The sequence below is a fragment of the Oxalicibacterium flavum genome (assembly GCF_014635065.1).
Lineage (GTDB): Bacteria > Pseudomonadota > Gammaproteobacteria > Burkholderiales > Burkholderiaceae_D > Oxalicibacterium > Oxalicibacterium flavum.
This window is the reverse complement of the sequence record NZ_BMCG01000001.1, coordinates 565,515-589,175: the sequence shown is the minus strand read 5'-3', so window position 1 is coordinate 589,175 and position 23,661 is coordinate 565,515. Positions and strand designations below refer to the sequence as shown.

At 62.7% G+C, this 23,661-nt stretch carries 17 protein-coding genes; 5 read left to right on the top strand and 12 right to left on the bottom strand.

The window, feature by feature from the left end:
• Window positions 1-33: 33 nt before the first annotated feature.
• Together bioB and IEV38_RS02725 are read left to right on the top strand one after the other, a co-directional pair.
• Window positions 34-1,059: a biotin synthase BioB gene (gene bioB, locus IEV38_RS02730; RefSeq protein WP_188394608.1), complete on the top strand. Its 1,026-nt coding sequence runs from the start codon at window positions 34-36 to the stop codon at window positions 1,057-1,059.
• Window positions 1,060-1,138: 79 nt separating this feature from the next.
• Window positions 1,139-2,086 (top strand): hydroxymethylglutaryl-CoA lyase, encoded by a 948-nt coding sequence (locus IEV38_RS02725; protein ID WP_188394607.1) that lies wholly within the window; start codon window positions 1,139-1,141, stop codon window positions 2,084-2,086.
• A gap of 63 nt (window positions 2,087-2,149) precedes the next feature.
• Here the strand turns inward: IEV38_RS02725 and IEV38_RS02720 are convergent, their stop codons facing one another.
• The 8 genes from IEV38_RS02720 to IEV38_RS02685 form a co-directional block, all read right to left on the bottom strand.
• Window positions 2,150-4,564 (bottom strand): TonB-dependent receptor, encoded by a 2,415-nt coding sequence (locus tag IEV38_RS02720; RefSeq protein WP_188394606.1) that lies wholly within the window; start codon window positions 4,562-4,564, stop codon window positions 2,150-2,152.
• Window positions 4,565-4,655: 91 nt separating this feature from the next.
• Complete coding sequence (locus IEV38_RS02715; RefSeq protein ID WP_229728515.1) at window positions 4,656-5,681, bottom strand: FecR family protein; 1,026 nt, start codon at window positions 5,679-5,681, stop codon at window positions 4,656-4,658.
• The gene (locus tag IEV38_RS02710; RefSeq protein WP_188394605.1) at window positions 5,682-6,200 is read right to left on the bottom strand and encodes a sigma-70 family RNA polymerase sigma factor; all 519 of its coding nucleotides are present in this window, start codon (window positions 6,198-6,200) and stop codon (window positions 5,682-5,684) included. It abuts the gene before it with no gap.
• A gap of 188 nt (window positions 6,201-6,388) precedes the next feature.
• Entirely contained in the window at window positions 6,389-8,368 is a 1,980-nt protein-coding gene (locus tag IEV38_RS02705) for a TRAP transporter large permease (RefSeq protein WP_188394604.1), read from the bottom strand.
• On the bottom strand, window positions 8,365-8,991 hold the full coding sequence (locus IEV38_RS02700) for a TRAP transporter small permease subunit (RefSeq protein WP_188394603.1): 627 nt from the start codon (window positions 8,989-8,991) through the stop codon (window positions 8,365-8,367). Before IEV38_RS02700 ends, IEV38_RS02705 begins: the two co-directional genes overlap by 4 nt.
• A 104-nt stretch (window positions 8,992-9,095) precedes the next feature.
• Complete coding sequence (locus IEV38_RS02695) at window positions 9,096-10,256, bottom strand: TRAP transporter substrate-binding protein (protein ID WP_188394602.1); 1,161 nt, start codon at window positions 10,254-10,256, stop codon at window positions 9,096-9,098.
• A 632-nt stretch (window positions 10,257-10,888) separates the two neighbouring features.
• Window positions 10,889-11,164, bottom strand: a complete 276-nt coding sequence (locus IEV38_RS02690; RefSeq protein ID WP_188394601.1) for a helix-turn-helix domain-containing protein — start codon at window positions 11,162-11,164, stop codon at window positions 10,889-10,891.
• Window positions 11,165-11,291: 127 nt separating this feature from the next.
• Complete coding sequence (locus IEV38_RS02685; protein WP_188394600.1) at window positions 11,292-12,716, bottom strand: aminotransferase-like domain-containing protein; 1,425 nt, start codon at window positions 12,714-12,716, stop codon at window positions 11,292-11,294.
• A 226-nt stretch (window positions 12,717-12,942) separates the two neighbouring features.
• Between IEV38_RS02685 and IEV38_RS02680 the strand changes: the two genes are divergently transcribed.
• The 3 genes from IEV38_RS02680 (at window position 12,943) to IEV38_RS02670 (ending at window position 17,505) form a co-directional block, all read left to right on the top strand.
• A complete protein-coding gene (locus IEV38_RS02680) occupies window positions 12,943-15,267 on the top strand; it encodes an FdhF/YdeP family oxidoreductase (protein ID WP_188394804.1) in 2,325 nt (774 codons plus the stop codon).
• 206 nt (window positions 15,268-15,473) lie between these two features.
• The gene (locus IEV38_RS02675) at window positions 15,474-16,973 is read left to right on the top strand and encodes a DNA-3-methyladenine glycosylase 2 (protein WP_188394599.1); all 1,500 of its coding nucleotides are present in this window, start codon (window positions 15,474-15,476) and stop codon (window positions 16,971-16,973) included.
• A gap of 37 nt (window positions 16,974-17,010) precedes the next feature.
• The gene (locus tag IEV38_RS02670; RefSeq protein ID WP_188394598.1) at window positions 17,011-17,505 is read left to right on the top strand and encodes a methylated-DNA--[protein]-cysteine S-methyltransferase; all 495 of its coding nucleotides are present in this window, start codon (window positions 17,011-17,013) and stop codon (window positions 17,503-17,505) included.
• Window positions 17,506-17,582: 77 nt separating this feature from the next.
• On the opposite strand, the gene IEV38_RS02665 is transcribed toward IEV38_RS02670, so the two are convergent.
• The 4 genes from IEV38_RS02665 to IEV38_RS02650 form a co-directional block, all read right to left on the bottom strand.
• The gene (locus IEV38_RS02665; RefSeq protein ID WP_188394597.1) at window positions 17,583-20,219 is read right to left on the bottom strand and encodes a DNA topoisomerase III; all 2,637 of its coding nucleotides are present in this window, start codon (window positions 20,217-20,219) and stop codon (window positions 17,583-17,585) included.
• A gap of 256 nt (window positions 20,220-20,475) precedes the next feature.
• Window positions 20,476-20,955, bottom strand: coding sequence for a Smg family protein (locus IEV38_RS02660; protein ID WP_188394596.1), 480 nt, complete (start codon window positions 20,953-20,955; stop codon window positions 20,476-20,478).
• Window positions 20,956-21,338: 383 nt separating this feature from the next.
• The gene (gene dprA / locus IEV38_RS02655) at window positions 21,339-22,478 is read right to left on the bottom strand and encodes a DNA-processing protein DprA (RefSeq protein ID WP_188394595.1); all 1,140 of its coding nucleotides are present in this window, start codon (window positions 22,476-22,478) and stop codon (window positions 21,339-21,341) included.
• Window positions 22,479-22,481: 3 nt separating this feature from the next.
• Complete coding sequence (locus tag IEV38_RS02650) at window positions 22,482-23,579, bottom strand: LysM peptidoglycan-binding domain-containing protein (protein WP_188394594.1); 1,098 nt, start codon at window positions 23,577-23,579, stop codon at window positions 22,482-22,484.
• Window positions 23,580-23,661 lie beyond the last annotated feature (82 nt).

Genomic DNA, 23,661 nt, shown 5'->3' with positions numbered 1-23,661 from the left:
TCGCATCAGGAATTTAAAGTCAGGAGTTTTTTCATGTCGTCGCAACCCATCACGTTCCAGCCGGCTGCCAAGCCGGTCGCGCCCATCGTTCCGACCAAGTGGCCGGTCGAGGACGTGCTTGCCTTGTTCAACTTGCCGTTCAACGAATTGATCTACCGCGCGCAGACCGTGCACCGCGAACATTTCGATCCGAACGAAGTCGAGTTCGCGACCCTGCTGTCGATCAAGACCGGCGGCTGTCCCGAGGACTGCGGCTACTGTCCGCAGGCGGCGCGCTACGACACCGGCGTGAAGGCGCAGAAGATCCTGCCGCTCGACGAAGTGCTGGCCGCCGCGCGCGAAGCCAAGTCGCATGGCGCAACGCGCTTCTGCATGGGTGCCGCCTGGCGCGAACCCAAGGACCGCGATCTCGAAAAGGTCGAGGAAATGGTGCGTGAGGTGAAGGCGCTCGGCCTGGAAACCTGCGCCACGCTCGGCATGCTGGGTGAAGGTCAGGCGGAAAAGCTGAAGGACGCCGGCCTCGACTACTACAACCATAACCTCGACACCGCGCCCGAGTTCTACAACAACATTATCTCCACGCGCGACTACCAGAACCGCCTCGACACGCTGGAACGCGTGCGCGGCGTCGGCATCAAGGTCTGCTGCGGCGGCATCGTCGGCATGGGCGAATCGCGCCTGCAGCGCGCCGGCCTGATGGCGCAGCTCTGCAACATGGACCCGTATCCGGAATCGGTGCCGGTCAACAACCTGGTGCAGGTCGAAGGCACGCCGCTGCACGGCACCGAGCCGATCGATCCGCTCGAGTTCGTGCGCACCGTGGCGGTTGCGCGCATCACGATGCCGAAGGCGCGCGTGCGCCTGTCGGCCGGTCGCCGCGAAATGGGCGAGGCGATCCAGGCGCTGTGCTTCGTCGCCGGCGCCAACTCGATCTTCTATGGCGACAAGCTGCTGACCACCGGCAATCCGGAAGCCGATGCCGACGTCGCGCTGCTCAACAAGCTCGGCATGCACACGCGCAACAACGCGATCGACGCGCGCTGCGCGGTGACGTCGTAAGCGCGGCGCATTCATCCGGCGGCCGGTTGCGACCGGCCGTTTTTCATTGAAATCCTCATTGAACTGCAAGAGGCCCGCGATGCCGCTCCCTTCCCTGCCGCGCTCCGTCAAGATCGTCGAAGTCGGTCCGCGCGACGGTCTGCAGAACGAACCGCAGACGATTCCTGCGGCGGTCAAGATCGAACTCGTTAACCGCCTGTCACAAGCGGGTTTTGCGAATGTCGAGGCGGCGTCCTTCGTCTCGCCCAAATGGGTGCCGCAGATGGCAACCTCGGCCGAGGTCATGGCCGGCATCACGCGCCGGCCCGGCACCTTCTATTCGGCGCTGGTGCCGAACATGAAGGGTTTCGAGGCGGCGCTGGCGGCCGGTGTCGATGAAGTCGTGATCTTCGCGGCGGCGTCGGAGGCCTTCTCGCAACGCAACATCAACTGCTCGATCGCGGAATCCATCGCGCGCTTCGTCGAGGTCGCGCGCGCGGCAAAGGAAAACGGCATGCGCCTGCGCGGCGCGCTGAGCTGCGCCTTCGGTTGTCCGTATCAGGGCGAGGTCACGGCCGATGCGGTGGCCGACGTTACGATGCAACTGCGCGACCTCGGCTGCGACGAGATCGACATTGCCGACACCATCGGCGTCGCCACGCCGCGCCACGTGCAGACCGTGATGCAGCGCGCCGCCGAGGTGTTTCCTATCGAACGCCTGTCCGGCCACTTCCACGATACCTACGGCCAGGCGCTCGCCAACATCTATGCAAGCCTGGAGGTCGGCATCACGATCTATCACGCGTCGGTCGCCGGCCTTGGCGGCTGCCCCTACGCGAAAGGCGCTACCGGCAATGTTGCGACCGAGGACGTGCTTTACATGATGCAGGGTCTGGGAATCGAAACCGGCATCGATCTCGATGCGGTGGTGGACGCGGGGCAGTTCATCTCGGCGCAGCTCGGGCGCAAGCCGGCGGGGCGTGCCGGCAATGCGATTGCGGCAAAAAGTACATCAGCGAGCGCAGCCACAGCCTGCAATCCTGCCTGAAAAAAGAACGGCGCATGCAACCGTCGCAACGATTGCATGCGCCGCTTCGCCTGTGAGTGGCGATCAGAAGTCCAGCGAATAGCCGATGGTCAGCGTGCGGCCCCGTCCCGCGAAATAGCGCAGCGGTTCGACCAGCGCGCTCTGCGAGTAATAGGTGATGTAGTTCTCGTCGAACAGGTTGGCGACGGCCAGGCGCAACGTGCCCTTGGGCAGTTTGTAGCGCATGCTTGCGTCGACCAGCGTATAGCCCTTGAATTCCTTGTCCGGGTCGCCGAACGATTTGCTGAAGGCATGCTGTACCTGGAAGAAGGAAGACAGTTTGTCGTTCCAGTCCGAAGACCAGCTTGCGATCAGGCGATTGGGCGCGATGTTGGCGCCATCGAGCCGCGCATCGAGGCTGCCGTTTGCATCGCTGTCGTAGCGTCCCTTGGAGTGCGCATAGGCAAGCCGTGCACGTTGCGATTTGCTGAAGCGGTAGCCGAGGCTGGCGTCCATCCCCTGCACGCGGTTTTTCTCGCGTGCCAGCATGAAGGCGTCGTTCTCGCGGACGACGCGCGTGCCGTAGTCGGAGTCGGACTGATAGAGGCTGGCTTCCACATCCCAGTTTCCACGCTTGAAGCGGCCACCGAGTTCGATGCTTTCGGTGAGGATGGGCGCCAGTGTGTGCATTTGGGCGATGGTCTGTCCAGGCGTGTTGATGGCACGCAGCACGCGGCCGACGTCCGGCATGCCGAACCCTTCCGAATAGCTGGTGAACAGCGTCAGGTCCTGTACCGGAGTAAAGGTCAGGCCCACGTTATAAAGCGTTTCGTCGAAATTGAGCTTGCCGCCCTGTACCTCGACATTGTTGTACGCCGCCAGCGTCCGATAGCTGTCGATCTTGAGGTCGGCATATTCCTTGCGCACGCCGCCGTGCAGCACAAGGTTGTCACGCAGCTTGAATTCTCCCTGCGCAAACAGCGACAGGTTGTTGTAGGTCGATTCGGGGACATAGGTGCGATTGGTGCCGTAGAGATCCTGTTCGCCCTTGTCGATCAGCGTGTCGAACCCGACAGTCGCCTTGAGCTGGCCGTCGAGAAGATCGGACTTGGTCAGGTTGACCTTGCTGCCGTACTTGCTGGACGAGGCACGCGACTGATCGTACAGGGTGCCGACCGGCGCGATCAGCGGATCCTGGAAGGTGGTCGAATCGGTGGCGCCGAACAGCGCCTCGAACTTCTGATGGAACACCATGGCGGACAGTTCCATGCCGGCCAGATCGTAGTGATCATAGGTGACGGCGGTGGTCCAGACGTCGTTCCATGGCGGCGTGCCCGGTGGTTGTGCCTCGATGGATGTAGTCGGGATGCCCTGCGCACGGTCGCCGGCGACGGCAGTATAGCCAGCCTTGGATTTGATGCGATAGTGATTGACGGAGAACTGCAGGCGCTGGTCGTCGGTCAGCCAGTAGCCGATCTTGCCGAGAATGTCGTATCCGCGCGAATCCATCAGGTCGCCCTGCGTATTGTCGGTACCGATCGATCTGCCTTTGGCATCGCGCTGGAGTCCCTGGTCCTCGTAGCTCAGTGCGAACAGGTAGTCGAGCTTGTCCTGCCGGCCGTCTGCGCGATAGGTGGTCTTGTAGTTCATGACCTCGCTGTCGATGCCGGAGGTCGGCATGGTGGCCTGCACATCGACGTGCTGGTTGAAGGAACCGTTGGCCGGTCGCCGCGTGATGATGTTGATGGTGCCACCGGTAGCGCCGAGGCCGTTGATCGCATTGGCGCCCTGGACAACCTCGATGCGTTCGACCATCGAGAAGTCGATGGTGTGCGCTTCGCGTCCGGTCGGCCGGATCGGATTGGACTGCGGCACGCCGTCGATCAGGATCAGCGGCGTGCGGCCGCGCAGGGTTTCGCCGCTGCCGTTCATCTTGCCGCGACTTGGCGTATAGGACGGGATCAGGTTGCTCAGCACATCGGAAGAATTGGTGGACAGAGCGAGCTGCTGCTCGATTTCCTGCTTGCCGATGATCTGTACCGTTTGCGGTGCCTTTTCGGCTTCCATGTTGGAACGCGAGGCGGTCACCACGACTTCCTGCAGGAAATTGTCCTGGCGCGGTTCGGCCTTGATCGGTGTCACGCCCGGCGTGCTGGCAGGGGCGGCCGGTTTCAGCACGTAGCCGGCCTGTGTCTTGTCGATCACGTAGCCGGTGCCGCGCAGCAGTGCATTGAAACCGTCCTCGACGTCATGCGTGCCGCTCAGTCCGGGCGAGCGCAGCTTGCCGACCTTGCCGGCATCCACCACGATGGCGGCGCCGGATTCCTGCGCGAAGCGATTGAGGGTTTCTTCCAGCGGACCGGCTGGAATGTCGTACTGGCGAGCCTGTGCGAGCGCATCGGCAAAGGGGCCGGCGGCGGCCAGAACAAAGGTGAATTGCAGGGCGATCGCCAGCGGCGAAAGGCGACGATGCGGGAAAGAAGATGGTTTGCGGGTCATGGAAAGCGGTTCCTTTTCGTTGTGCTCATCTGCATTGACGAACGAAAAAGAAAAATTGGAACCATCAACCCAAAAAAATCCTGCCAATCCGTCAGCCGCCGGCTTGCAGCCCCACCCAGACCCAGCGCGCCGTCAGAAAGCGCATGCGCAGTTCGGGGAAGTTCGTCTGCAGCAATTGCAGGGCCTGGTCCGTGTCGTCGAGCGGCAGCACGCCGGAAACGCGGATGTGCGCGAGTTCGGCCGCGTCGTAATGGATGCGGCCGCGACGATGGCGCATGAGCTGTTCGAGCACTTCGGGCAGCGGCCGATCGCGGATCACGAGCCGATGGGAACGCCACCCTTCCTCGGTGCGGGTCGCATCGATGGCTTCGATGCGGTCCACGCCCCGTTGTCCCAGTCGTACGCGTTGTCCGGCTTCCACCACGAGGTCTTCCGGCTTGCTGTGTGCAGCGTGCGTGTGCACCGACACCCTGGATTCGAACATGTCGAGCACCGAGGCATCGTCCTGATGAGTGACCGCAAAGCGCGTTCCGAGTGCGCGGATGGTCGCCAGCGGCGTCCGGACCAGGAACGGACGCGCGGCATCCTTGGCTACGTCCACCAGAATCTCGCCATGCAGCAGGTCGATGGTCCTGTTGTGTTCGTCATAGCGCAGGTTGACGGCGCTGACGCCGCTCAAGGTGATGCGGCTGCCGTCGGTGAGGGTATGCGTGATCCATTGCCCTTCGCTGCTGCGCAGATCGGCCAGCAGATGCACGGGTTGGCCGCCCTGCAGCGCCAGCCAGGCCGGGACGGCCAGTGCGCATGCCAGCAGGAGCACGCCGCCGATGCGTCTTGCGCTCGTGCGTCGCCGTTGGCGGCGCGTGCCTTCATGCGCCGCGTTGAGCGCGGCATGTACCGGCCGCAGATTGTCGCCGGCGTCCTGCCGCATGTCCTGTACGCTGCCGACGAAGGATTCGATGCGCGCGGCCGCCACAGCATGGCGCGCATCGGCTGCTTTCCAGGCGGCAAAGCCGGCCTGTGCGCGTGCGCGCTCGGTCTCGTCGTCGCAGGTGAGCCGCATGATCCAGGCGGCGGCCTGCTCGGCGATATCCTCGCCCTTGCGCTCGTCGTCCACTCAATCCTCCAGCGGGCGCTGGCAGTGGGCAAGGGCCTGGATCAGGTACTTCTGCACCATCTTGGTCGAGACGCCGAGCGCAGCGGCAATGGCGGCATGCGTCTGTCCGTCCAGGTAGTGCAGCAGGAAGGCCTGACGGGCGTTGACGGACAGGCCGTCGAGCGCCGCTTCGATCTGCACCAGCGCCTGCAGCGTTTGCATGATGCGTTCGGGCGACGGGCTGTCTTCCAGCCGGGCGGTGACCACCGCCAGTTCCTTGAGATAGGCCTGTTCGAGCAGTTGGCGCCGTGTCTGGTCCACCAGCAGGCGCTTGGCGGTCGTCGCCAGATAGGCGCGTGGTTCGCGCATGCCAAGCAGCGCATCGCGCGAGGTGATGATGCGAAGAAAGGTGTCCTGGGTCAGATCGGCGGCATTGTGCGCGCAGCCGAGCTTGCGGCGCAGCCAGTTGAACAGCCAGCCGCGATGCTCGCAATACAGTGCGTGCATTTTCTGCTGCAAGGCTGCTTCTGGCGCAGGCATGTTTTCTCCCGGGGACGATGCGTTTTTCGCATCGGTTGTATATAAGAATCGTTCTCATTTTAACGCAGGTCCCCGATCGCACGGCAAGGAGCGGGAAGCGCGATGCAGGAATACAACGCGGGGCAGTACAGCGGGATCGATAAAAAAGGGGATGCCGCAGCATCCCCTTTTTGCGGCGTGTGCCGGTATCAGTTGTAAAGCACGCCCGGCAGCCAGAGTGCAATCGCAGGGAACATGTAGAGCACAACCAGTGCAATGATCTGTATGCCCATGAACGGCATCATGCCGAGGAAGATCTGGTTCAGCGTCACGTGCGGCGGCGCCACGCCCTTCAGATAGAAGGCCGACATGGCGACCGGCGGCGACAGGAAGGCCGTCTGCAGGTTCAGCGCGACCAGCAGGCCGAAGAACAGCGGATCGATGTCGAAGTGCGGCAGCAGCGGGATGAAGATCGGCATGAAGATGACGATGATCTCGGTCCACTCGAGCGGCCAGCCGAGCAGGAAGATGATGACCTGCGCCAGCAGCATGAACTGCACCGGCGTCAGGTCCATACCGAGCACCCAGTCGTTGATGATCTCCTGTCCGCCCAGCAGCGCGAACGAGGCCGAGAAAATCGACGAGCCGACGAACAGCCAGCACACCATGGCGCTGGTCTTGGCGGCGAGGAAGGCCGATTCGCGCAGCATGGTGAAGTTGAAACGCCGATAGCAGGCAGCCAGCACGATGCCGCCGAAGGCGCCCATGGCTGCCGCCTCGGTCGGCGTTGCCAGGCCGAACACGATGGTGCCGAGCACGGCCATGATCAGCAGCGCGAGCGGGAACAGCGAACCGAGCAGCATCTTGAAGATCTCGAGCCGCGCGAAGGTGAAGATCGCGTAGAACGCCAGCAGCAGGGCCAGGCCGACGAAGAACACGATCCAGAAGGCGGTCGGTGCCGGCGTACGCTGCGAAGGATCGGCCGCTGCCTTCGCTTCATCCGGTGCCGCTTCCTGTGCTGCGGCCGGCGGTTCCGCGCCGGCCGGTTCGGCCAGGCTGTCGGTTGCGCTCGACTCGAGCGGCGGCGTGGCCAGGCCGCCATCGTCGGGCGTGGCTTCCATCGCTGGCGGTTCGCCGAAGCCACCCTCGATTTCCGGTTCGGCCAGGCCGCCGTAGTCCTGGCTGTAGCTGTCGCCGATGTCGAAGCCCATCTCGCTGGTGTCGACGATGCTGCCTTTCGGCGACGTGACGAGGTGGTAGCTGAAACCCATGACCGCGGCGAACGCCAGCGCCGGCAACAGCGCAATGCCGAGCTGCGACAGCAGCGTGCGCAGCGGTACGTCGGCGGCGCGGCGGCCCTTGATGGCGCGCAGCAGGCTCGGCAACGCCTTCCTGCCGAACGAGGCGGACACTTTCTCCGCATGCGCCGGCAGGATCACCCGACGTTCTTCCGGCGGCAGCGGCGGCGCAAGGTTGGGCTTGAGCTTGGCGAGGATGATCACGTAGCCGATGTAGAGCACGGTCAGCAGCACGCCCGGAAACAGCGCACCCGCATACAGCTTGACGACCGAGACGCCGGCGGTGGCGCCATAGACGATCAGCAGCACCGAGGGCGGGATCAGGATACCGAGGCAGCCGCCGGCGGTGATCGAGCCGGCCGACAGTTGCGTGCTGTAGCCGGCCTTGAGCATGGCCGGCAGTGCCAGCAGGCCCATCAGCGTGACGACCGCACCGACGATGCCGGTGGCGGTGGCGAACACGGCGCAGGTGACGATGGCCGCCACGGCGAGCGAGCCGGGCAGGCGCGCCAGCGCGATGTGCATGCTCTTGAACAGCTTCTCGATCAGGTTGGCGCGTTCGACCAGGTAGCCCATGAAGATGAACAGCGGGATCGAGATCAGCACGTCGTTGGCCATCACCGAATAGGCGCGCTGCACCATCAGGTCCAGCGTGAGCTGTGTCGCCAGTGTCGGATCGCGACTATAGAAGGCGAACCACGCGAACATCACGCCCATGCCCATCAGCGTGAAGGCGGTCGGAAAACCGAGCATGATGGCGACCACCACCAGCGCCAGCATCAGCAGTCCGAGGTGGCCGTTGGTCATCTCCGACGGTGACGGTGTGAAGATGACGATGACGGCGATGATCGCGAACAGGATGGAAAGGCCGAACCAGGCTTCCTTCTTCATGGCTGACCTCCCTGTTTTTCGACCAGGGCGCGATCGGCTTCGGCAATGTCCGAATCCTTGACGTGCACCATGGCCTTGAGTTTGTCGACATCGACCTCTTCCACGTCCTCCTCGCGTTTCGGCCATGCGCCATCGCGCAGGCAGATCACGCAGCGGATGATCTCGACCACGCCCTGCATGATCAGCAGCACGCCGGCGATCGGAATCACCATCTTGAACGGATAGAGCGGCGGACCATTGGCGGTCAGCGTCGAATGCTCGCGAATCGCCAGCGATTCGGCCGCGTAGTCATAGCCGGCCCAGATCAGCGCGACGATGCCGGGGATGAAAAACAGGAAATACAGCGCCAGGTCGAGCCCGGCCTGCAGGCGCGGCGGAAAGAAGCCGTAGAGCACGTCGCCGCGCACGTGGCCGTTCTTGGCCAGCGTGTAGGCGCCGGCCATCATGAAGGCGGCGCCGTACATCATGATCATGAGGTCGAACGACCACGGATTCGGATGATTGAGCACATAGCGCGAGAATACTTCCCACGAAATGAGCAGGGTAAGAGCGACGATCAGCCACGAAAAGGCCTGTCCGACCCAGGTGCTGATCTTGTCGATGAAAAACAGAAGTTGCTGCATGAATGCCTCCGGTTGCCTTGCAGAGCACGCGTGCCGCGATTGGCGCGGCACGCGCTTCCTTTCGTGCGCCGTTCAGTGCAGGAACGGCGCGTTCCGGATGGACATCATCCTTTCTTCGGTGCCGCCTTCCTCATGAAATAGTGGTTGTAGGCCATGCGGCGGTTGTTGTTGGTATCCATGTCCCACTTCATGGCGCGTTCGGCGAACTCGCGTTGCGACTTCTCGACTTCCTTGAACAGCGCGTTGTCGGCGCCCTTCTTGGCCACGATCTCGTCCCAGATGCGCAACTGGTCCTGCAGCACGGCATCCGGCGTCTTGTAGAACTTGACGCCGTCCTTGGTCTGCATCTCGCGGTAGTCGGTCGAGTAGCGGTCGATCGCCTTCCACGACATGTCGGCCGAGGCCGCTTCCACCGCGTTGGCGATGATGGCCTTGAGCTTGGGTGCCAGCGCGTTGTACTTGGTCTTGTTGAAGCTGATGTCGAACTGCTCCGAGCTCTGGTGGAAGCTCTGCAGCATGCAGACCTTGGACACGTCGGGGAAGCCGAGCACGCGGTCCGAGCTGGCGTTGTTGAACTCGGCACCGTCGAGCAGGCCGCGGTCCAGTGCCGGCACGATCTCGCCGGCCGGCAGCGCGTTCACCGCCGCGCCCATCGCCGTGAAGAGGTCGATCGCGAGGCCGTTGGTGCGGAACTTCAGGCCCTTCAGGTCATCGGGCTTGGTGATGGGTTTCTTGAACCAGCCGAGCGGCTGGGTCGGCATCGGGCCGGAAAGGAAGGAGATGACGTTGGCGCCGATCTGCGAGTAGAGTTTTTCGAGCAGTGCCGTGCCGCCGCCGTACTTGTGCCATGCCAGCACCATGTTGGCATCCATGCCGAACACCGGTCCCGAGGTCCACAGCGCGATTGCTGCCTGCTTGCCATAGTTGTAACCCATCACGCCATGGCCGCCGTCGAGCGTCCCTTTCGAGACTGCATCGAGCAGGCCAAAGGCCGGCACCACGGCGCCTGCCGGCAGCACCTCGATCTTGAGTTCGCCGCCGGTCATGTCGTTGACCTTCTTGGCGAAGTCGAGTGCGTATTCGTGGAAGATGTCCTTGCTGGGCCAGGTGCTCTGGAAGCGCAGGTTGGTCACCGACTGCGCGGTGGAAATCATGGGGAATGCGAGGGCTGCGGCGCCGCCGGTGGCAGCGGCCGTGCCGATGAACTTGCGGCGCGACGGGCGGGCGGAGGATTCCGGTTTTTTCTGATCGTGATTCGATTTCATTGTCTGTCTCCTTTGTGTTTTTTAGAGTAACGCTGAACATCACTTGCAGAAGGCGTCCGGGATGCAGGAGCGATCCGGAAGCATTCGAACATCGGGTATGGCGGGCTCGGCAAGGCTCTGCGGCTTGTCCGACGAGGGGGTGGGCGACTCCTTTCGTTTTTTCGGGGCGCCGATGGCTCGGCGCCGTATGCAGGGAGAACGCAGGGTTGATGCACAACGATGAAACGACAACTATCAAGCGTTGATGCGCATCGATGCTGCGATATCGTGTTTCTATCGGCCGACTGTCCGATGTGATTCGATTGTAGCGGACTGTACGGGCAGAAAGAAGATTTTCCCCTGTTTTTACAGAGGGAAGACCGATGCGCCATCTTTCCGTTTTTTTCTTACTCCACACTTACAGAACAGCAAGCCTGTCTTTCATGCATCGGCACTCTCGCCTTCCGGGCCGCGCCTGAAAAGGGAACTGTCGAGATCGGTTACTTCACCTTTCAGCAGGAAGGGAATTGCGGCAGGCACCGCGATGGTGCGTGACCTGCCGGCGTACGGATGAGAGCGCCGGCCTGGCGGTCGCGATGCGGACCGGACCGCGAGGGACAGGCCGCCGCTACCTCGGCCGGACGCGCTTCATTTCATTGGGTGCTGAAAAGCGAGGGGAAAAGAGCCAGGCCGTCCGCGTTCAGCGCGGCAAAACGGCGGCCGTCTTCCTGCTCGGTCAGATCGACGATGCCGGCAGTGTCGAATTCGTTGAGGATGCGCAGCAGCGTGCTCATCGGAATGCCGGCGCGCTTGCTGAGCTTGGCTAGCGACCAGGCGCCATCGCTTTCCTGCGAGGCTTCCCATAGCTGCCGTAATATCGTTACCTTGGCCGGATCCAGCCCGTCCGTCTGTTGCGATGCATCCTGCATGATCGTCTCCTTCGTCTCGCCTGCCGAGGCGGCCGCCCTCTGCGGGGCGATGTGCCATGGTTCGGATCGATTATAGAGGGCGGCATGCGGCGCATCAACCGAATGCGCCCGGAAGAAGACGTTTCGGTCAGCGCCGTTCGCGCAGGCAATCGGCAGCCAACTGGCCGACGGTCTTGAGTGCCTCGTCGATCTCGCGCGACCACGCGTAGCTGTAGTTGAGGCGGATGAAGTTGCGGTAGGTGTCGCCGACCGAGAACATGGTGCCCGGGCCGATGGTGATGCCGCGTTCGAGCGCGCGTTCGTAGAGCTTCATCGAATCGACGCCGGCCGGCAGTTCGACCCATAGCACATAGCCGCCGCGCGGCTGCGAGGTCAGCGTGCCGGCCGGAAAGAAGCGATGCACGGCCGCGCGCATCATGTTGGCCTGCTGCGCATAGAGCTTGCGCACCTGCCGCAGGTGATGTTCGTAGCCGTCGTGTTCCAGATACTCGGCAATCGCCAGCTGCGGAAAGGTCGGCGTCGTCAGCGTATTGAGGAACTTGAGCTTCTCGACCTGATCGCGATAGCGGCCCGGCAGCGCCCAGCCGATGCGCGAGGCCGTGGTCAGGCTCTTGGAGAACGAGGCGCAGTGCATGACGTAGCCTTCGCTGTCGTAGGACTTGAGCGAACTCGGATGCACGTCGCCGAAATACAGTTCGTTATAGACGTCGTTCTCGATGACCGGGATGCGGCGCGTCGTGATCAGGTCAACCAGCGCGCGCTTCTTTTCGTCCGGCATCTGGAAGCCGAGCGGATTCTGGAAGTTCGGCATCACCATGCAGGCTGCGATCGGCTGCCGGTCCATCACTTCCTTCAGCGCATCGAGATCGATGCCTTCCTGCGGATGGGTGGCAACCTCGATCGCCTTCATCCCCATGCGCTCGATCGCGTGCAGCATCGCATAGAAGGTCGGCGACTCCACTGCCACCGTGTCGCCGGTCTTGCCGACCGCCTGCAGACACAGGTTGATGGCTTCGGTGGCACCGATGGTGACGACGATCTCGTTGGGATCGATCGGTGTGCCGTTCTGCAGATAGCGGCGTGCGATCTGGCGGATCAGTTGCGGATTGCCCGGCGGCAGCGCATCGGTCACGCCCCATTGCGTGCGGCGGCGCGCGATGCTGTAGGCGCGGCGATTGATCTTTTCGGATGGGAACAGCGTGGGGTCCGGATAGGGGGAGCCAAGCGGGATCGCGTCATGCGCGCTGATCGAGCGCAGGGTGGAAAGCACGAGGCGACTCACGTCCACATGCGAGGACACCGCGATCGGTTGCGAGATGCGCAACTCGGGTTGTTCCGCAGCGGTTGCCTCGCGCACGAAATAGCCCGATTGCGGATGACTTTCGATGATGCCCTTGCTTTCGAGCAGCAGGTAGGCATGGACCACGGTCGTGATGCTCAGTTCATGATGGCGGCTCATCTGCCGGATGGATGGCAGTCTTTCTCCGGCGCGAAAAACGCCACGGGCAATCTGTTCCTCGATGTCGCTTGCCAGTTTTTCGTACAGCTTCACACATACCCCTGATGATAGTCATGTCTCTTTTTCCATGACTTATGACTCGTATTCACTGCACAAATATTAAGCAGTGCTTCATCCGAACTGTACTCTTTTTATTTGCGGAAATGTGTATGCCCATTCCGCTGTCATGGAATCGTACGCTGTCGCCATGCGGTGGTAGGACGTGCGTGCGCAGCCCGAGCAGGACGTCCGAACCGTGCTTAACGGAATCCTGATCGTCATGGAAAAGTCGAAGTCCAAAGCCAGCATCGAACCTTATCACCACGCCGCCGGCGGCTGGGGTGCGGTCAAGTATGTCGCCATCAATCTCATCAAGGAAAAGGTCGCTGGCGGCAACTATCGCACGCTGTTCAAGCAGAATCAGCCCGAGGGTTTCGACTGCCCGGGTTGTGCCTGGCCCGATCGCCAGCATGCCTCGACTTTCGAGTTCTGCGAGAACGGCGTCAAGGCCGTGGCGGCGGAAGCCACCAGCAAGCGCGTGACGCCCGAGTTCTTTCAGAAGAACACCGTGGCGGCGCTGCTCGAGCAATCCGATTATGAACTCGAGCAGCACGGCCGCCTGACCGATCCCATGGTCTATGACGCAGTCACCGACAAGTACGTGCCGATCGCGTGGAACGATGCCTTCCAGCTCATCGCCACGCATCTGCACAAGCTCGACAATCCGGATCAGGCAGCCTTCTATACGTCCGGCCGCGCCGGCAACGAGGCGGCGTTCGTCTATCAGTTGTTCGTGCGCATGTTCGGCACCAACAACTTTCCCGACTGTTCCAACATGTGCCACGAGGCGACCAGCCGCGGTCTGCCGGCGACCGTCGGCGTCGGCAAGGGCACGGTCACGCTCGACGATTTCGAGCATGCCGACACGCTGCTGATCTTCGGCCAGAACCCGGCCACCAACCATCCGCGCATGCTCGGCGAACTGCGCGAATGCTCGAAACGCGGCGCCGTGATCGTTTCGATCAATCCGCTGCGCGAGCGCGGCCTCGAGCGCTTCACCGATCCGCAGAGTATGGTCGAGATGCTGACTATGTCGAGCACCAAGATCGCCTCTACCTTCATCCAGCCCAAACTCGGCGGCGACTTCGCGCTGATCAAGGGCGTCGCCAAGCGCACGCTGGAACTCGACGACGAAGCCGTGGCCGAAGGCCGCGAACGCGTACTCGACGTCGCCTTCATCGAGCAGCACACGGCCGGCTTCGATGCCTTCGCCGCCGATCTGCGCGCGCAGGACTGGCAGGAGCTGATCGACGAAGCCGGCGTCTCGCGCAAGCACATCGAAACGCTGACGCGCATCTATGTCAACGGCAAGCGCGTGATCGCGACCTGGGGCATGGGCATCACACAGCACAAGCATTCGGTGCAGACCGTGCACATGCTGTCCAACCTGATGATGATGCGCGGGAACATCGGTCGCGAAGGCGCGGGCCTGTGCCCGGTGCGCGGCCATTCCAACGTGCAGGGAAACCGTACCGTCGGCATCGAGGAAAAGCCGTCGCGGGAGTTCCTCGATCGGCTCGGCAAGGTATTCGACTTCGAACCGCCGCGCGAGCACGGCCTCGACGTGGTCGAAACCATCCACGAAATGATCGAAGGTCACGTCAAGGTCTTCATCGGCCTCGGCGGCAACTTCGTGATGGCGACGCCCGACACGCCGCGCACCTTCGACGCGCTGCGCTCGTGCGAGCTGACGGTGCAGATCACCACCAAGCTCAACCGCAGCCATCTCGCGCATGGCAGGAATGCGCTGATCCTGCCGACGCTGGGCCGTACCGAGATCGATGTGCAGAACGGCGTGCCGCAGGGTGTGACGGTCGAGGATTCGATGAGCATGGTGCACATCTCCTACGGCATGAACAAGCCGGCTTCGAAGAACCTGATGTCGGAAACCGCGATCGTCGCCAACATCGCGCATGCGACGCTGGGTTCCGGCAAGGTCGACTGGCTCGGCTACGCCGCCGATTACGACCGTATCCGCGATGCGATCGAAAGCGTGCTCGACGGCTTCGAAAACTACAACGAACGCATCGCCAAACCGGGCGGCTTCCACCTGCGCGTCGCCTCGCGCGAGCGCGAATGGCTGACCGATACCGGCAAGGCCAACTTCATCGCCCATCCGGTCCAGCGCGACACGCCGATCCGCCGCGCCCGCGCGCTGCACGGCGAAAAGCTGATGACGCTGATGACGACGCGTTCGCATGACCAGTACAACACCACGATCTACGCGCTCGACGACCGCTATCGCGGCGTGTTCGGCCAGCGCCGCGTGGTGTTCATGCATCCGGAGGACATCGAAATGCTCGGTTTCAAGGCCGGTGAGTGGGTCGATATGTCCACCGTGTGGGACGACGGCATCGAGCGCCACGCCAACCGGTTCCTGATCGTCGCCTACGACATCCCGCGCGGCTGCATCGGCGCCTACTATCCGGAAACCAATCCGCTTGTGCCGCTGCACAGCACGGGCGACATCTGCAACACGCCGACCTCGAAATCGATCCCGGTGCTGCTGACACGTTCGCAGGAAGAAATGGCGCTGGCGGCCTGATCGCCGCCGGCACATGTCGAAGCCGCATGTTCACGAGGCATGCGGCTTTTTTATCGCCACGGTTTTATGTGCAGACTCTTCTGTACGGTTGAAAGAAACACCCGTTCTTCTGCATTGGACAGGTTGCCGCTCCGGAGATATTCCCACAAAATACTAGTGTCCGAAAACGGCTAGACGCTGTACTGTGCGACGCGTATAACGTCGTCATGGAGACCCCGGACATCATCGACAGCCGAAACGGCGAGATATTGAGCGCGGCGAGCTGCTATCGCGCGCTGGCGGCCAAGGACGTGCGCTTCGACGGCGTATTTTTCACGGGGGTCAGGACCACCGGCATCTATTGCCGGCCGGTGTGCGGGGTCAAGACGCCGCGCGCCTCTTCCTGCGTGTTCTTCAATAGCGCCGCTGCAGCGGAAGCGGCCGGATTCCGTCCTTGCCTGCGTTGTCGTCCCGAGCTGGCGCCCTATGCCCTGCAACAGAACCTCGCGCATGCCGTGTGGCAGCGCATTGCCGCCGGTGCATTGAACGACGGTGACACCGAGCGATTGGCCGACGAGGTCGGCCTGTCGTCGCGCCAGTTGCGGCGCGTGTTGCTGCAGCATTTTGGCGTGACCCCGGTCGAACTGGCACAGACGCAACGCCTGCTGTTTGCCAAGAAGCTGCTGCAGGAAACGCATCTGCCGATGAGCGATGTCGCCTATGCGGCGGGGTTTGGCAGCATCCGCCGCTTCAATGCCTTGTTCCAGTCGCGGTATGGCATGGCGCCGACGGCCATCCGGCGCGCGACGGAAACGTCGGCACCGACCGCACCGGATGCCCTTACCCTGCGGCTGGCCTATCGTCCGCCTTTTGCATGGGACGCGATGATGCAGTATGTCGGCAGGCGCGCGACTCCGGGTGTCGAGGCATGCGTCTGCAACGACGGGCGCTGGGAATACGCGCGCAGCATCCGGCTCGACGGCGCGGTCGGCTGGATGCGGGTCGTGCATCTGGCGCAACGCAATCAGCTTGAACTGTCGTTGTCGGCATCCCTGGCACCTGTGCTGATGCCATTGGTGGCGCGCATGCATCGGCAGTTCGATCTCGATGCCAATCCCGATGTCATCGCCTTGCATCTGTCGGCCGATCCGTTGCTGGCGGTACAGATCGCCCGTACGCCAGGCCTGCGCGTGCCGGGTGCGTTCGATACCTTCGAGCTTGCGTTGCGCGCTGTCCTGGGGCAGCAGGTCAGCGTGGCTGGCGCCACCACGGTGTGTGGTCGGCTCGCGCGGTTGTTTGGCGATGAGGCGGACACGCCATTTGCCGGCGTCACGCATCATTTTCCATCGGCTGAACGGCTGGCTGCGCTTGCCGCGACGGAGATTGCCGCGATCGGCGTGCCGATATCGCGTGCCGAGACCGTTCGCAATCTGGCGGCATTTGCCATGCAGGGTGGCTTGCAGCCAAGGCCCGGCACCCGGTTGCAAGAGGCGATTGCGCAATTGAAGACGGTGCGCGGCGTTGGCGAGTGGACCGCGCAATACATTGCGATGCGCGCATTGCGGTTTCCCGACGCGTTTCCCGCAGGCGACCTGGGATTGCAGAAAGCGGCGGTGGAAAGCGAACAGGGCGGCCGCCTGACGGAACGGCAGTTGAACGCGCGGGCGGCGCATTGGTCGCCGTGGCGCAGTTATGCGGCCCTGTTGTTATGGCATTCGCTTGCCTGATTCATTGAAGCCCGACGCATGTCGGCAAGGAGAGATCATGATTTCATGCATGGACCATCCGAGCGTGGTGGGCAATCTGCTGATTGCCGCCACCGACGACGGAGTTTGCGGCATTTACTTTGAAGGGCATCGCCACTTCAAGGGCAAAGACGGCTGGTCGCCGCCCGATGCGGGTTCGCCGGCGGCGCGTCATCTGAAGGAGGCGGCAAGGCAGCTGGACGAGTATTTTGCCGGCAGGCGCACGGTATTCGATGTGCCGCTCGATCTGAACGGAACGGTGTTTCAGCGCGCCGTATGGCAGGCCTTGCGCGACATCCCGCACGGCAAGTGCACCAGCTACGCACAGCATGCGCAAAAGCTTGGCAATCCCAAGGCACTGCGTGCAGTCGGTGCGGCGATCGGCAGGAACCCGGTATCGATCATCGTGCCCTGCCATCGCGTGATCGGTTCGTCGGGCGCGGTCACCGGCTATGCGGGCGGGCTGGATCGCAAGCGGTTTCTGTTGCGGCTGGAAGGCGTGAGCATCGATTGATGTTGCCGCGGACATGGCGCGCAAAACAAAAAGCCTTTCCTGTCAGGGAAAGGCTTTTGTGACTGTGGCCTGAATGATCAGGCTGCGGTTTTTTTCGCAGCCTTCTTGGCGGCAGGCTTCTTCGCTGCCGCTTTCTTTGCCGGGACCTTGGCGGTCTTGCCGGCGGCCTTGGATGGTGCAGCGTCTGCCGTGGCCTCGTCGCCCTCGACCGCTGCGGCCTTGCCCTTGGCCGGCGCCTTTTCCTTGCGCGGCTCGAACTCGAAGCTCACCTTGCCGTCCTTGCCCTTGACCAGATAGGCCTTGAAGGCGCGACGCGTACGCTGCGAGACGAAGCCTGGCAGCAGGTCGGTCTTGCCGTCGTTGAGCAGCTTGCGCATCTGTTCGGGCAGGATTTCCTGCTGCAGGATGATGCGGCCGCTGCGGAAGTCGCAGGTCTTGGGCTTGGCGACGGAATTCTCGCAGACGTAGGACAGCGGCATTTCATAGACGCCGCCCGCGCATTTCGGGCATGGCCCCAGCGATTCCTGGCCGCTGAAGTCAACCGGCTCGGCGTTCTCGTCGTCGTTGTTCTGGCCGAAGTCGAACTCGAGCTTGTAGTTGTTGATGTCCTCGTCGCGCACGATCTTCAGCACGGCGGCGAACGGACGGCCCATCTTGGATCGGAAGCCCTGCAGCGGGCCGATGGTCTTGTTGGCCAGCAGTTCCTCGACCTCGGCGATCTCGAACTGGCGGCTGCCCGGCACCTTGCTCATCGAGAAGTCGCACTTGGTGCAGGCGAAGCGGCGGTAGTTTTCCTTGACCACGCCGCCGCAGTTCGGGCACGGCGTCTGCAGCGTCGCGTAGTCGCCGGGAATCGTGTCGTTGTCGTATTCCTTGGCGCGCTTGACGATGATCTGCGCCATCTGCGCGATCTCGCGCATGAATTCCTCGCGGCTGATGTTGCCGCGTTCGATCTGCGCCAGCTTGTATTCCCACTCGCCGGTCAGTTCGGGTTCGGTCAGTTCATCGACACCGAGGCCGTGCAGCAGAGTCATGAGCTGGAAGGCCTTGGCGGTCGGGATCAGTTCGCGGCCCTCGCGGATCAGGTATTTCTCGGTCAGCAGGCCTTCGATGATGGCTGCGCGCGTGGCCGGCGTGCCGAGGCCTTTGCCGGCCATGGCATCGCGCAGTTCGCCGTCGTCAACCAGCTTGCCGGCGCCTTCCATCGCCGACAGCAGCGTGGCTTCCGAATAGCGTGCCGGCGGCTTGGTGACGAGGCCGTTGGCGACCACCGATTCGGTCTGCACCTTTTCGTCCCTGGCGACCGGCACCAGATTGCCGCTGTTTTCCGGATCCTTCTCGTCGATGACTTCCTTGCCATAGACGGCCAGCCAGCCGGGATTGGTCAGCACCTTGCCTTCGGTCTTGAACTGGTGGCCCGAGACTTCGGTGAAGCGCGTCGTGACCTGGAATTCGGCGGCCGGGAAGAAGATCGCCATGAAGCGGCGCGTGACGAGGTCGTAGAGCTTCTGCTCCGGCTCGGACAGGTTCTTCGGTGCCTGCGTGGTCGGGATGATCGCGAAGTGGTCGCTGATCTTGGTGTTGTCGAAGATGCGCTTGTTCGGCTTGACCCACTTGTTGTTCGTGATCTGCTTGGCGAACTGGTGGTAGTTGTTGTTCTCGGCCAGCACGTCGAGCGTTTCCAGCACGGTCGGCAGGTAGTCTTCCGGCAGGTGGCGCGAATCGGTACGCGGATAGGTCAGCACCTTGTGCTTTTCGTACAGTGCCTGCGCCAGGCCCAGCGTGTTCTTGGCCGAGAAGCCGAAGCGCGCGTTGGCTTCACGCTGCAGGCTGGTGAGGTCGAACAGCGCCGGCGCCATCGAGGTGGTTGGTTTCGATTCCTCGGTGACGATGCCGATCTTGCCGCGGCAGGCGGCGACGATGGACTCGGCGGCTGCCTTGCTCCACAGGCGCTCGGCGCGCTTCTCGGGATCGGTCTCGTCCTTCCTGAACTTGGTGTCCAGCCAGCGGCCCTGATAGATGCCGGCGGCGCAGACGAACTCGGCGCGCACTTCCCAGTAGTCGCGCGGCACGAACTTCTTGATCTTCTCCTCGCGCTCGACCACGATCGACAGCGTTGGCGTCTGCACGCGGCCGACGGTGGTCAGGTAGAAGCCGCCTTCCTTCGAGTTGAAGGCGGTCATCGCGCGCGTGCCGTTGATGCCGATCAGCCAGTCGGCCTCGCTGCGGCTGCGCGCGGCGTCGGCCAGCGGCAGCATTTCCTGGTCGTCGCGCAGGTTCTTGAATGCCTCGCGGATCGCGGTCGGCGTCATCGATTGCAACCACAGGCGCTTGATCGGCTGCTTGGCCTTGGCGTACTGCGCGATCAGGCGGAAGATCAGTTCGCCCTCGCGCCCGGCGTCGCAGGCGTTGATCAGGGCGGTGACATCCTTGCGTTTGATCAGCTTGTTGAGCACCTTCAGGCGCGACTCGGTCTTGGCGATCGGGTTCAGCGCGAAGTGCGGCGGGATCATCGGCAGATGGGTAAAGGTCCACTTGCCGCGCTTGACGTCGTATTCCTCGGGCACCGCGATCTCGACCAGGTGGCCGACCGCGGACGAGAGGACGTATTCGTCGGATTCGAAGTACTCATCGTGCTTGGTGAAGCCGCCGAGCGTCTTCGCGATATCGTTCGCGACGGATGGCTTCTCGGCAATGATGAGGGTTTTGCTCATATATATAAGGGTCTCGAAAGAGGCGCGGCCAGGCGCGCAGGATGTCGTCGGCGAATCATGCCACAAAGCATGTTTCGGCGAGGCACGGGTTCTAATATAACAATTACATGCCCGTCAAGCGGGCAATGATAAGCGGGTTGCGGCGAAAACCGCAAGCAGCAGTCGGGAAGCGAGGGGGGAATTGTCGAACAGGCATGATGCTGCATCGTCGGCGGCGGGCCGGAACGATGCAGCGAAAAGAAAATGGTAATCCGTCTCAGTGCAGCATGCGCGGCGCGCCGTCGTCTTCGTCGAGAAAGAGTTCGTCGAGGAACAGGCCATCCGGCTCCTTGCCCTGGCTCCACAGCACCATCAGCACGATGACCTTGAGTTTGTCGAGCGAGATCGGCGATTCGGCCGCGGCCAGCGCGCGCTCGACGATGATCTCGCGCTGCACCGGATTGATCAGCTTGGCCGATTCGAGGAACTGGATGAAGCCGATGCCGGCGGTGCCGATGACGTCGGTCTCGCGATCGACATAGATGCGCATGCCGAACGAGAACGCGGTCTGGTGCGGCTGCAGATCGGAAGAAAAGGTATCGTTGGTCTGTGCCAGCGCGGTCAGCCAGCCGAGCGCCTTGGCAATCTCTTCCTCCTCGAAACCGATGGCGGAGAGTTTCTTGACCAGCACCTCGGATTCCGGGCAGGCATCCGGGCGGTAGTAGGTTTCGTACAAATAAACTAGAACGTCGAACATGGCTTCACCGTAGCGCTTGGGTTAAGGCGGCACTCTTGCGAATGGCGCCAGGATCGAATGCAAGAATCACGTTCTTCAATGCATGCAGGGAACAGTGACGACAGCGGCAGATCAGGGACAGCGCTTACTGGAGTCAAGCATACCCTAAAACGGCCAGGCTCGACAGAAAAGACCGGGGATGTTGCGCGTGCGCGATGTTCAAAATGAAAGCGGATGAAGAGCTGGAAACGGTTTCGTTTTCAGGATGGCATCGAGGCATGGCAAGTCATCAACGAATGACTCATACGGATCGCCTTCAAACGCATTACTGCGTTGGGGCGCCTTGCCGGGTGTCTGCACTGTCTGCGGTACCCCGCCTTGTTCTGCGCTTGAAGCAATCCGTATCAGTCGATGCGTCGATAGCTGCCGCCTGGCAGCATTTCGATGCGGCCGTCGAGTTCCAGCATCAGCAGCTCGGCATGCAGGGCGGTCATGTCCATCTGGCAGCGCATGGCCAGCGTATCCGCATCGACCGCGTCGAAACCCATGGCGTGCAGCACGCTGCCGGTTTCCGCGGGCGGAGTGGAGTCCGACGCGATCTTCCCGATGGCTGCGGCCTGCGGCACGTCCGCATACTGCAGTTCTTCGAGGATGTCCTGCGCCGATTCCACCAGCTTGGCGCCCTGCTTGATCAATTGATGGCAGCCCTTGGCCAGCGGCGAATGGATGGAGCCGGGAATCGCGAAGGTGTCGCGCCCCTGCTCGGCCGCCATGCGCGCCGTGATCAGCGAACCCGACTGCAGCGCCGCTTCGACCACCAGCACGCCACGCGCCAGGCCGCTGATGATGCGATTGCGGCGCGGGAAGTTGCCGGCAATGGCCGGTACGCCGAGCGCGTATTCGCTGACGATGCAGCCCTGTTCGGCGATGCGGTGCGCAAGTGTGCGGTTGCGTGCCGGATAGACGAGATCGATGCCGGTGCCGATCACCGCGATGGTCGAGCCATGTCCCTGCAGGCCTCCTTCATGGGCCGCGGCATCGATGCCGAGCGCCATGCCGGAGACGATGGCGAATCCGGCGTGGCTCAGCGCTGCCGAAAACGCGCCGGCATTGGCGACGCCCTGTGCGGTCGCATTGCGGCTGCCGACCACCGCGATCGACGCCTGCGACAGAAGGTCGATACGGCCCTTGATGTACAACATGACGGGCGGATCGGGAATCTGCAGCAGCGCCGCCGGATAAGCGGCATCGGCCAGCGTGACGATGTGATTGCCGGCCTGTGCGCTCCAGAGCAGGCTGCGTTCGATCAGCGCCTGCCGTTCGCCGTCGGGCGCACCCAGCAAGGCGTGCGCGATGCGTTCACCGACGACTTGTCGGAGTGCGGGAACGTCTGTGGAAAAGACCTGGTGCGGCAGGCCGAAATGTCCGAGCAGGCGGCGTGCGGTTTCGGCACCCACGCCGGGCGTCTGCATGAGCCGCAGCCACGCCGCCAGCTCATCCTCGGGGACGGCATGTTCCGCTTGCTGAAACACGCTGTCCGGCATGCCTTATTCGGGGGAGCTGGCGATGTCGCCGACCTGCACGGTATCGCGGACCTGCATTACCAGGCCATAGGAAATATTGTTGAAGACGCGGAACACGAACAGATTGCCATAGCGTTCATCGGGCAGCCTGATGACTTCCTTGCGGCCGCTGGTGGTATCGGTCATGGTCTTGCCGAGACGTTGCAGCTGCAGCACGGTGCCGATGTCGATGCCGTCGTTGCGGCCACGATTGATGGTGACGATCTGGTTCTGCCCGGCTTGCGAGACGCCGCCATAGACCGACACGATCCGGGCCTCGACCGCTTCGAGAGGCGGGTGCGGCGCAGTGTTGATGAAGGGTTTCGGCTCGACCGGCAGCAGGCGGTCACCCACGCCTATTTCCTCCTTGACGCGGGTGACGACAAAGCTGTGCGGCTCGTTGTCGGCACGGCTGGCGCGCTGCAGCAGCATGGTGCCGAGGAAAGCGGCTTCATAGCCGATGATCTTCCCGCTGCTCGGGTCCTTCAGCGGTTTACCGGCGCGGAATACCTGGAAGTCGTTGTGACCCTGCAGGTCGCCGCGCACATAGGCGGTGTCGTCATTGCCGAGCACCACGCGGTTCTCGCGCGTGGCGACGATGCGCGGCGTGCCCGCCAGTTCGTCGGCGTCGATGATCAGCGGTTGCGTCAGGAACTGGCCGATCTCGCTGAGGGAAATCGAGGCGATGGCCTCGCCATCCAGCTCGTCGCTGCGGATGCGCGGCGACAGCTTCACGTTCTGCGTGTCGCCGGCGTTGTCTGCCGCGCCAGCGGCGCCGAGCCGCAGGCGGCCCGTCACGCGGTCGAAATAGACGATTTGCCCCGGATAGATCCAGTGCGGATTGCGAATCTGGTCACGATTCATGTCCCACACCTGCGGCCAGCACCATGGTTGCTGCAGGAAACGGCCCGAAATGCCCCAAAGCGTGTCGCCGCGCACCACCACATGCTGATCCGGCGCGTTCGGCAGGAAGGTGCAGCGGGCATTGCCGCTCACGCTGGCGGTGGCGGATTGGGCATGGACGGCGGGAGCGAGGGTGGCGCTGAAAACGAGGCAAAGTGCAGCTATGCTAAAATTTTTCATGGTTTGTCCGGGTTGTTTCGACCAGTTGTGACGCCATTTACATAGTGCAGTTGCGGGCGGCAGAAGCGAGTTTCCTTGTTGA

What these genes read in the sequence shown, in the direction of transcription:
- IEV38_RS02650 (WP_188394594.1), bottom strand. Translation starts at nt 23,579, where the DNA reads ATGAAAAATTTTAGCATAGCTGCACTTTGCCTCGTTTTCAGCGCCACC.
- IEV38_RS02700 (WP_188394603.1), bottom strand. Translation starts at nt 8,991, where the DNA reads ATGCAGCAACTTCTGTTTTTCATCGACAAGATCAGCACCTGGGTCGGA.
- IEV38_RS02695 (WP_188394602.1), bottom strand. Translation starts at nt 10,256, where the DNA reads ATGAAATCGAATCACGATCAGAAAAAACCGGAATCCTCCGCCCGCCCG.
- IEV38_RS02705 (WP_188394604.1), bottom strand. Translation starts at nt 8,368, where the DNA reads ATGAAGAAGGAAGCCTGGTTCGGCCTTTCCATCCTGTTCGCGATCATC.
- IEV38_RS02725 (WP_188394607.1), top strand. Translation starts at nt 1,139, where the DNA reads ATGCCGCTCCCTTCCCTGCCGCGCTCCGTCAAGATCGTCGAAGTCGGT.
- IEV38_RS02690 (WP_188394601.1), bottom strand. Translation starts at nt 11,164, where the DNA reads ATGCAGGATGCATCGCAACAGACGGACGGGCTGGATCCGGCCAAGGTA.
- dprA (WP_188394595.1), bottom strand. Translation starts at nt 22,478, where the DNA reads ATGCCGGACAGCGTGTTTCAGCAAGCGGAACATGCCGTCCCCGAGGAT.
- IEV38_RS02675 (WP_188394599.1), top strand. Translation starts at nt 15,474, where the DNA reads ATGGAGACCCCGGACATCATCGACAGCCGAAACGGCGAGATATTGAGC.
- bioB (WP_188394608.1), top strand. Translation starts at nt 34, where the DNA reads ATGTCGTCGCAACCCATCACGTTCCAGCCGGCTGCCAAGCCGGTCGCG.
- IEV38_RS02660 (WP_188394596.1), bottom strand. Translation starts at nt 20,955, where the DNA reads ATGTTCGACGTTCTAGTTTATTTGTACGAAACCTACTACCGCCCGGAT.
- IEV38_RS02680 (WP_188394804.1), top strand. Translation starts at nt 12,943, where the DNA reads ATGGAAAAGTCGAAGTCCAAAGCCAGCATCGAACCTTATCACCACGCC.
- IEV38_RS02720 (WP_188394606.1), bottom strand. Translation starts at nt 4,564, where the DNA reads ATGACCCGCAAACCATCTTCTTTCCCGCATCGTCGCCTTTCGCCGCTG.
- IEV38_RS02710 (WP_188394605.1), bottom strand. Translation starts at nt 6,200, where the DNA reads ATGCCTGCGCCAGAAGCAGCCTTGCAGCAGAAAATGCACGCACTGTAT.
- IEV38_RS02670 (WP_188394598.1), top strand. Translation starts at nt 17,011, where the DNA reads ATGATTTCATGCATGGACCATCCGAGCGTGGTGGGCAATCTGCTGATT.
- IEV38_RS02665 (WP_188394597.1), bottom strand. Translation starts at nt 20,219, where the DNA reads ATGAGCAAAACCCTCATCATTGCCGAGAAGCCATCCGTCGCGAACGAT.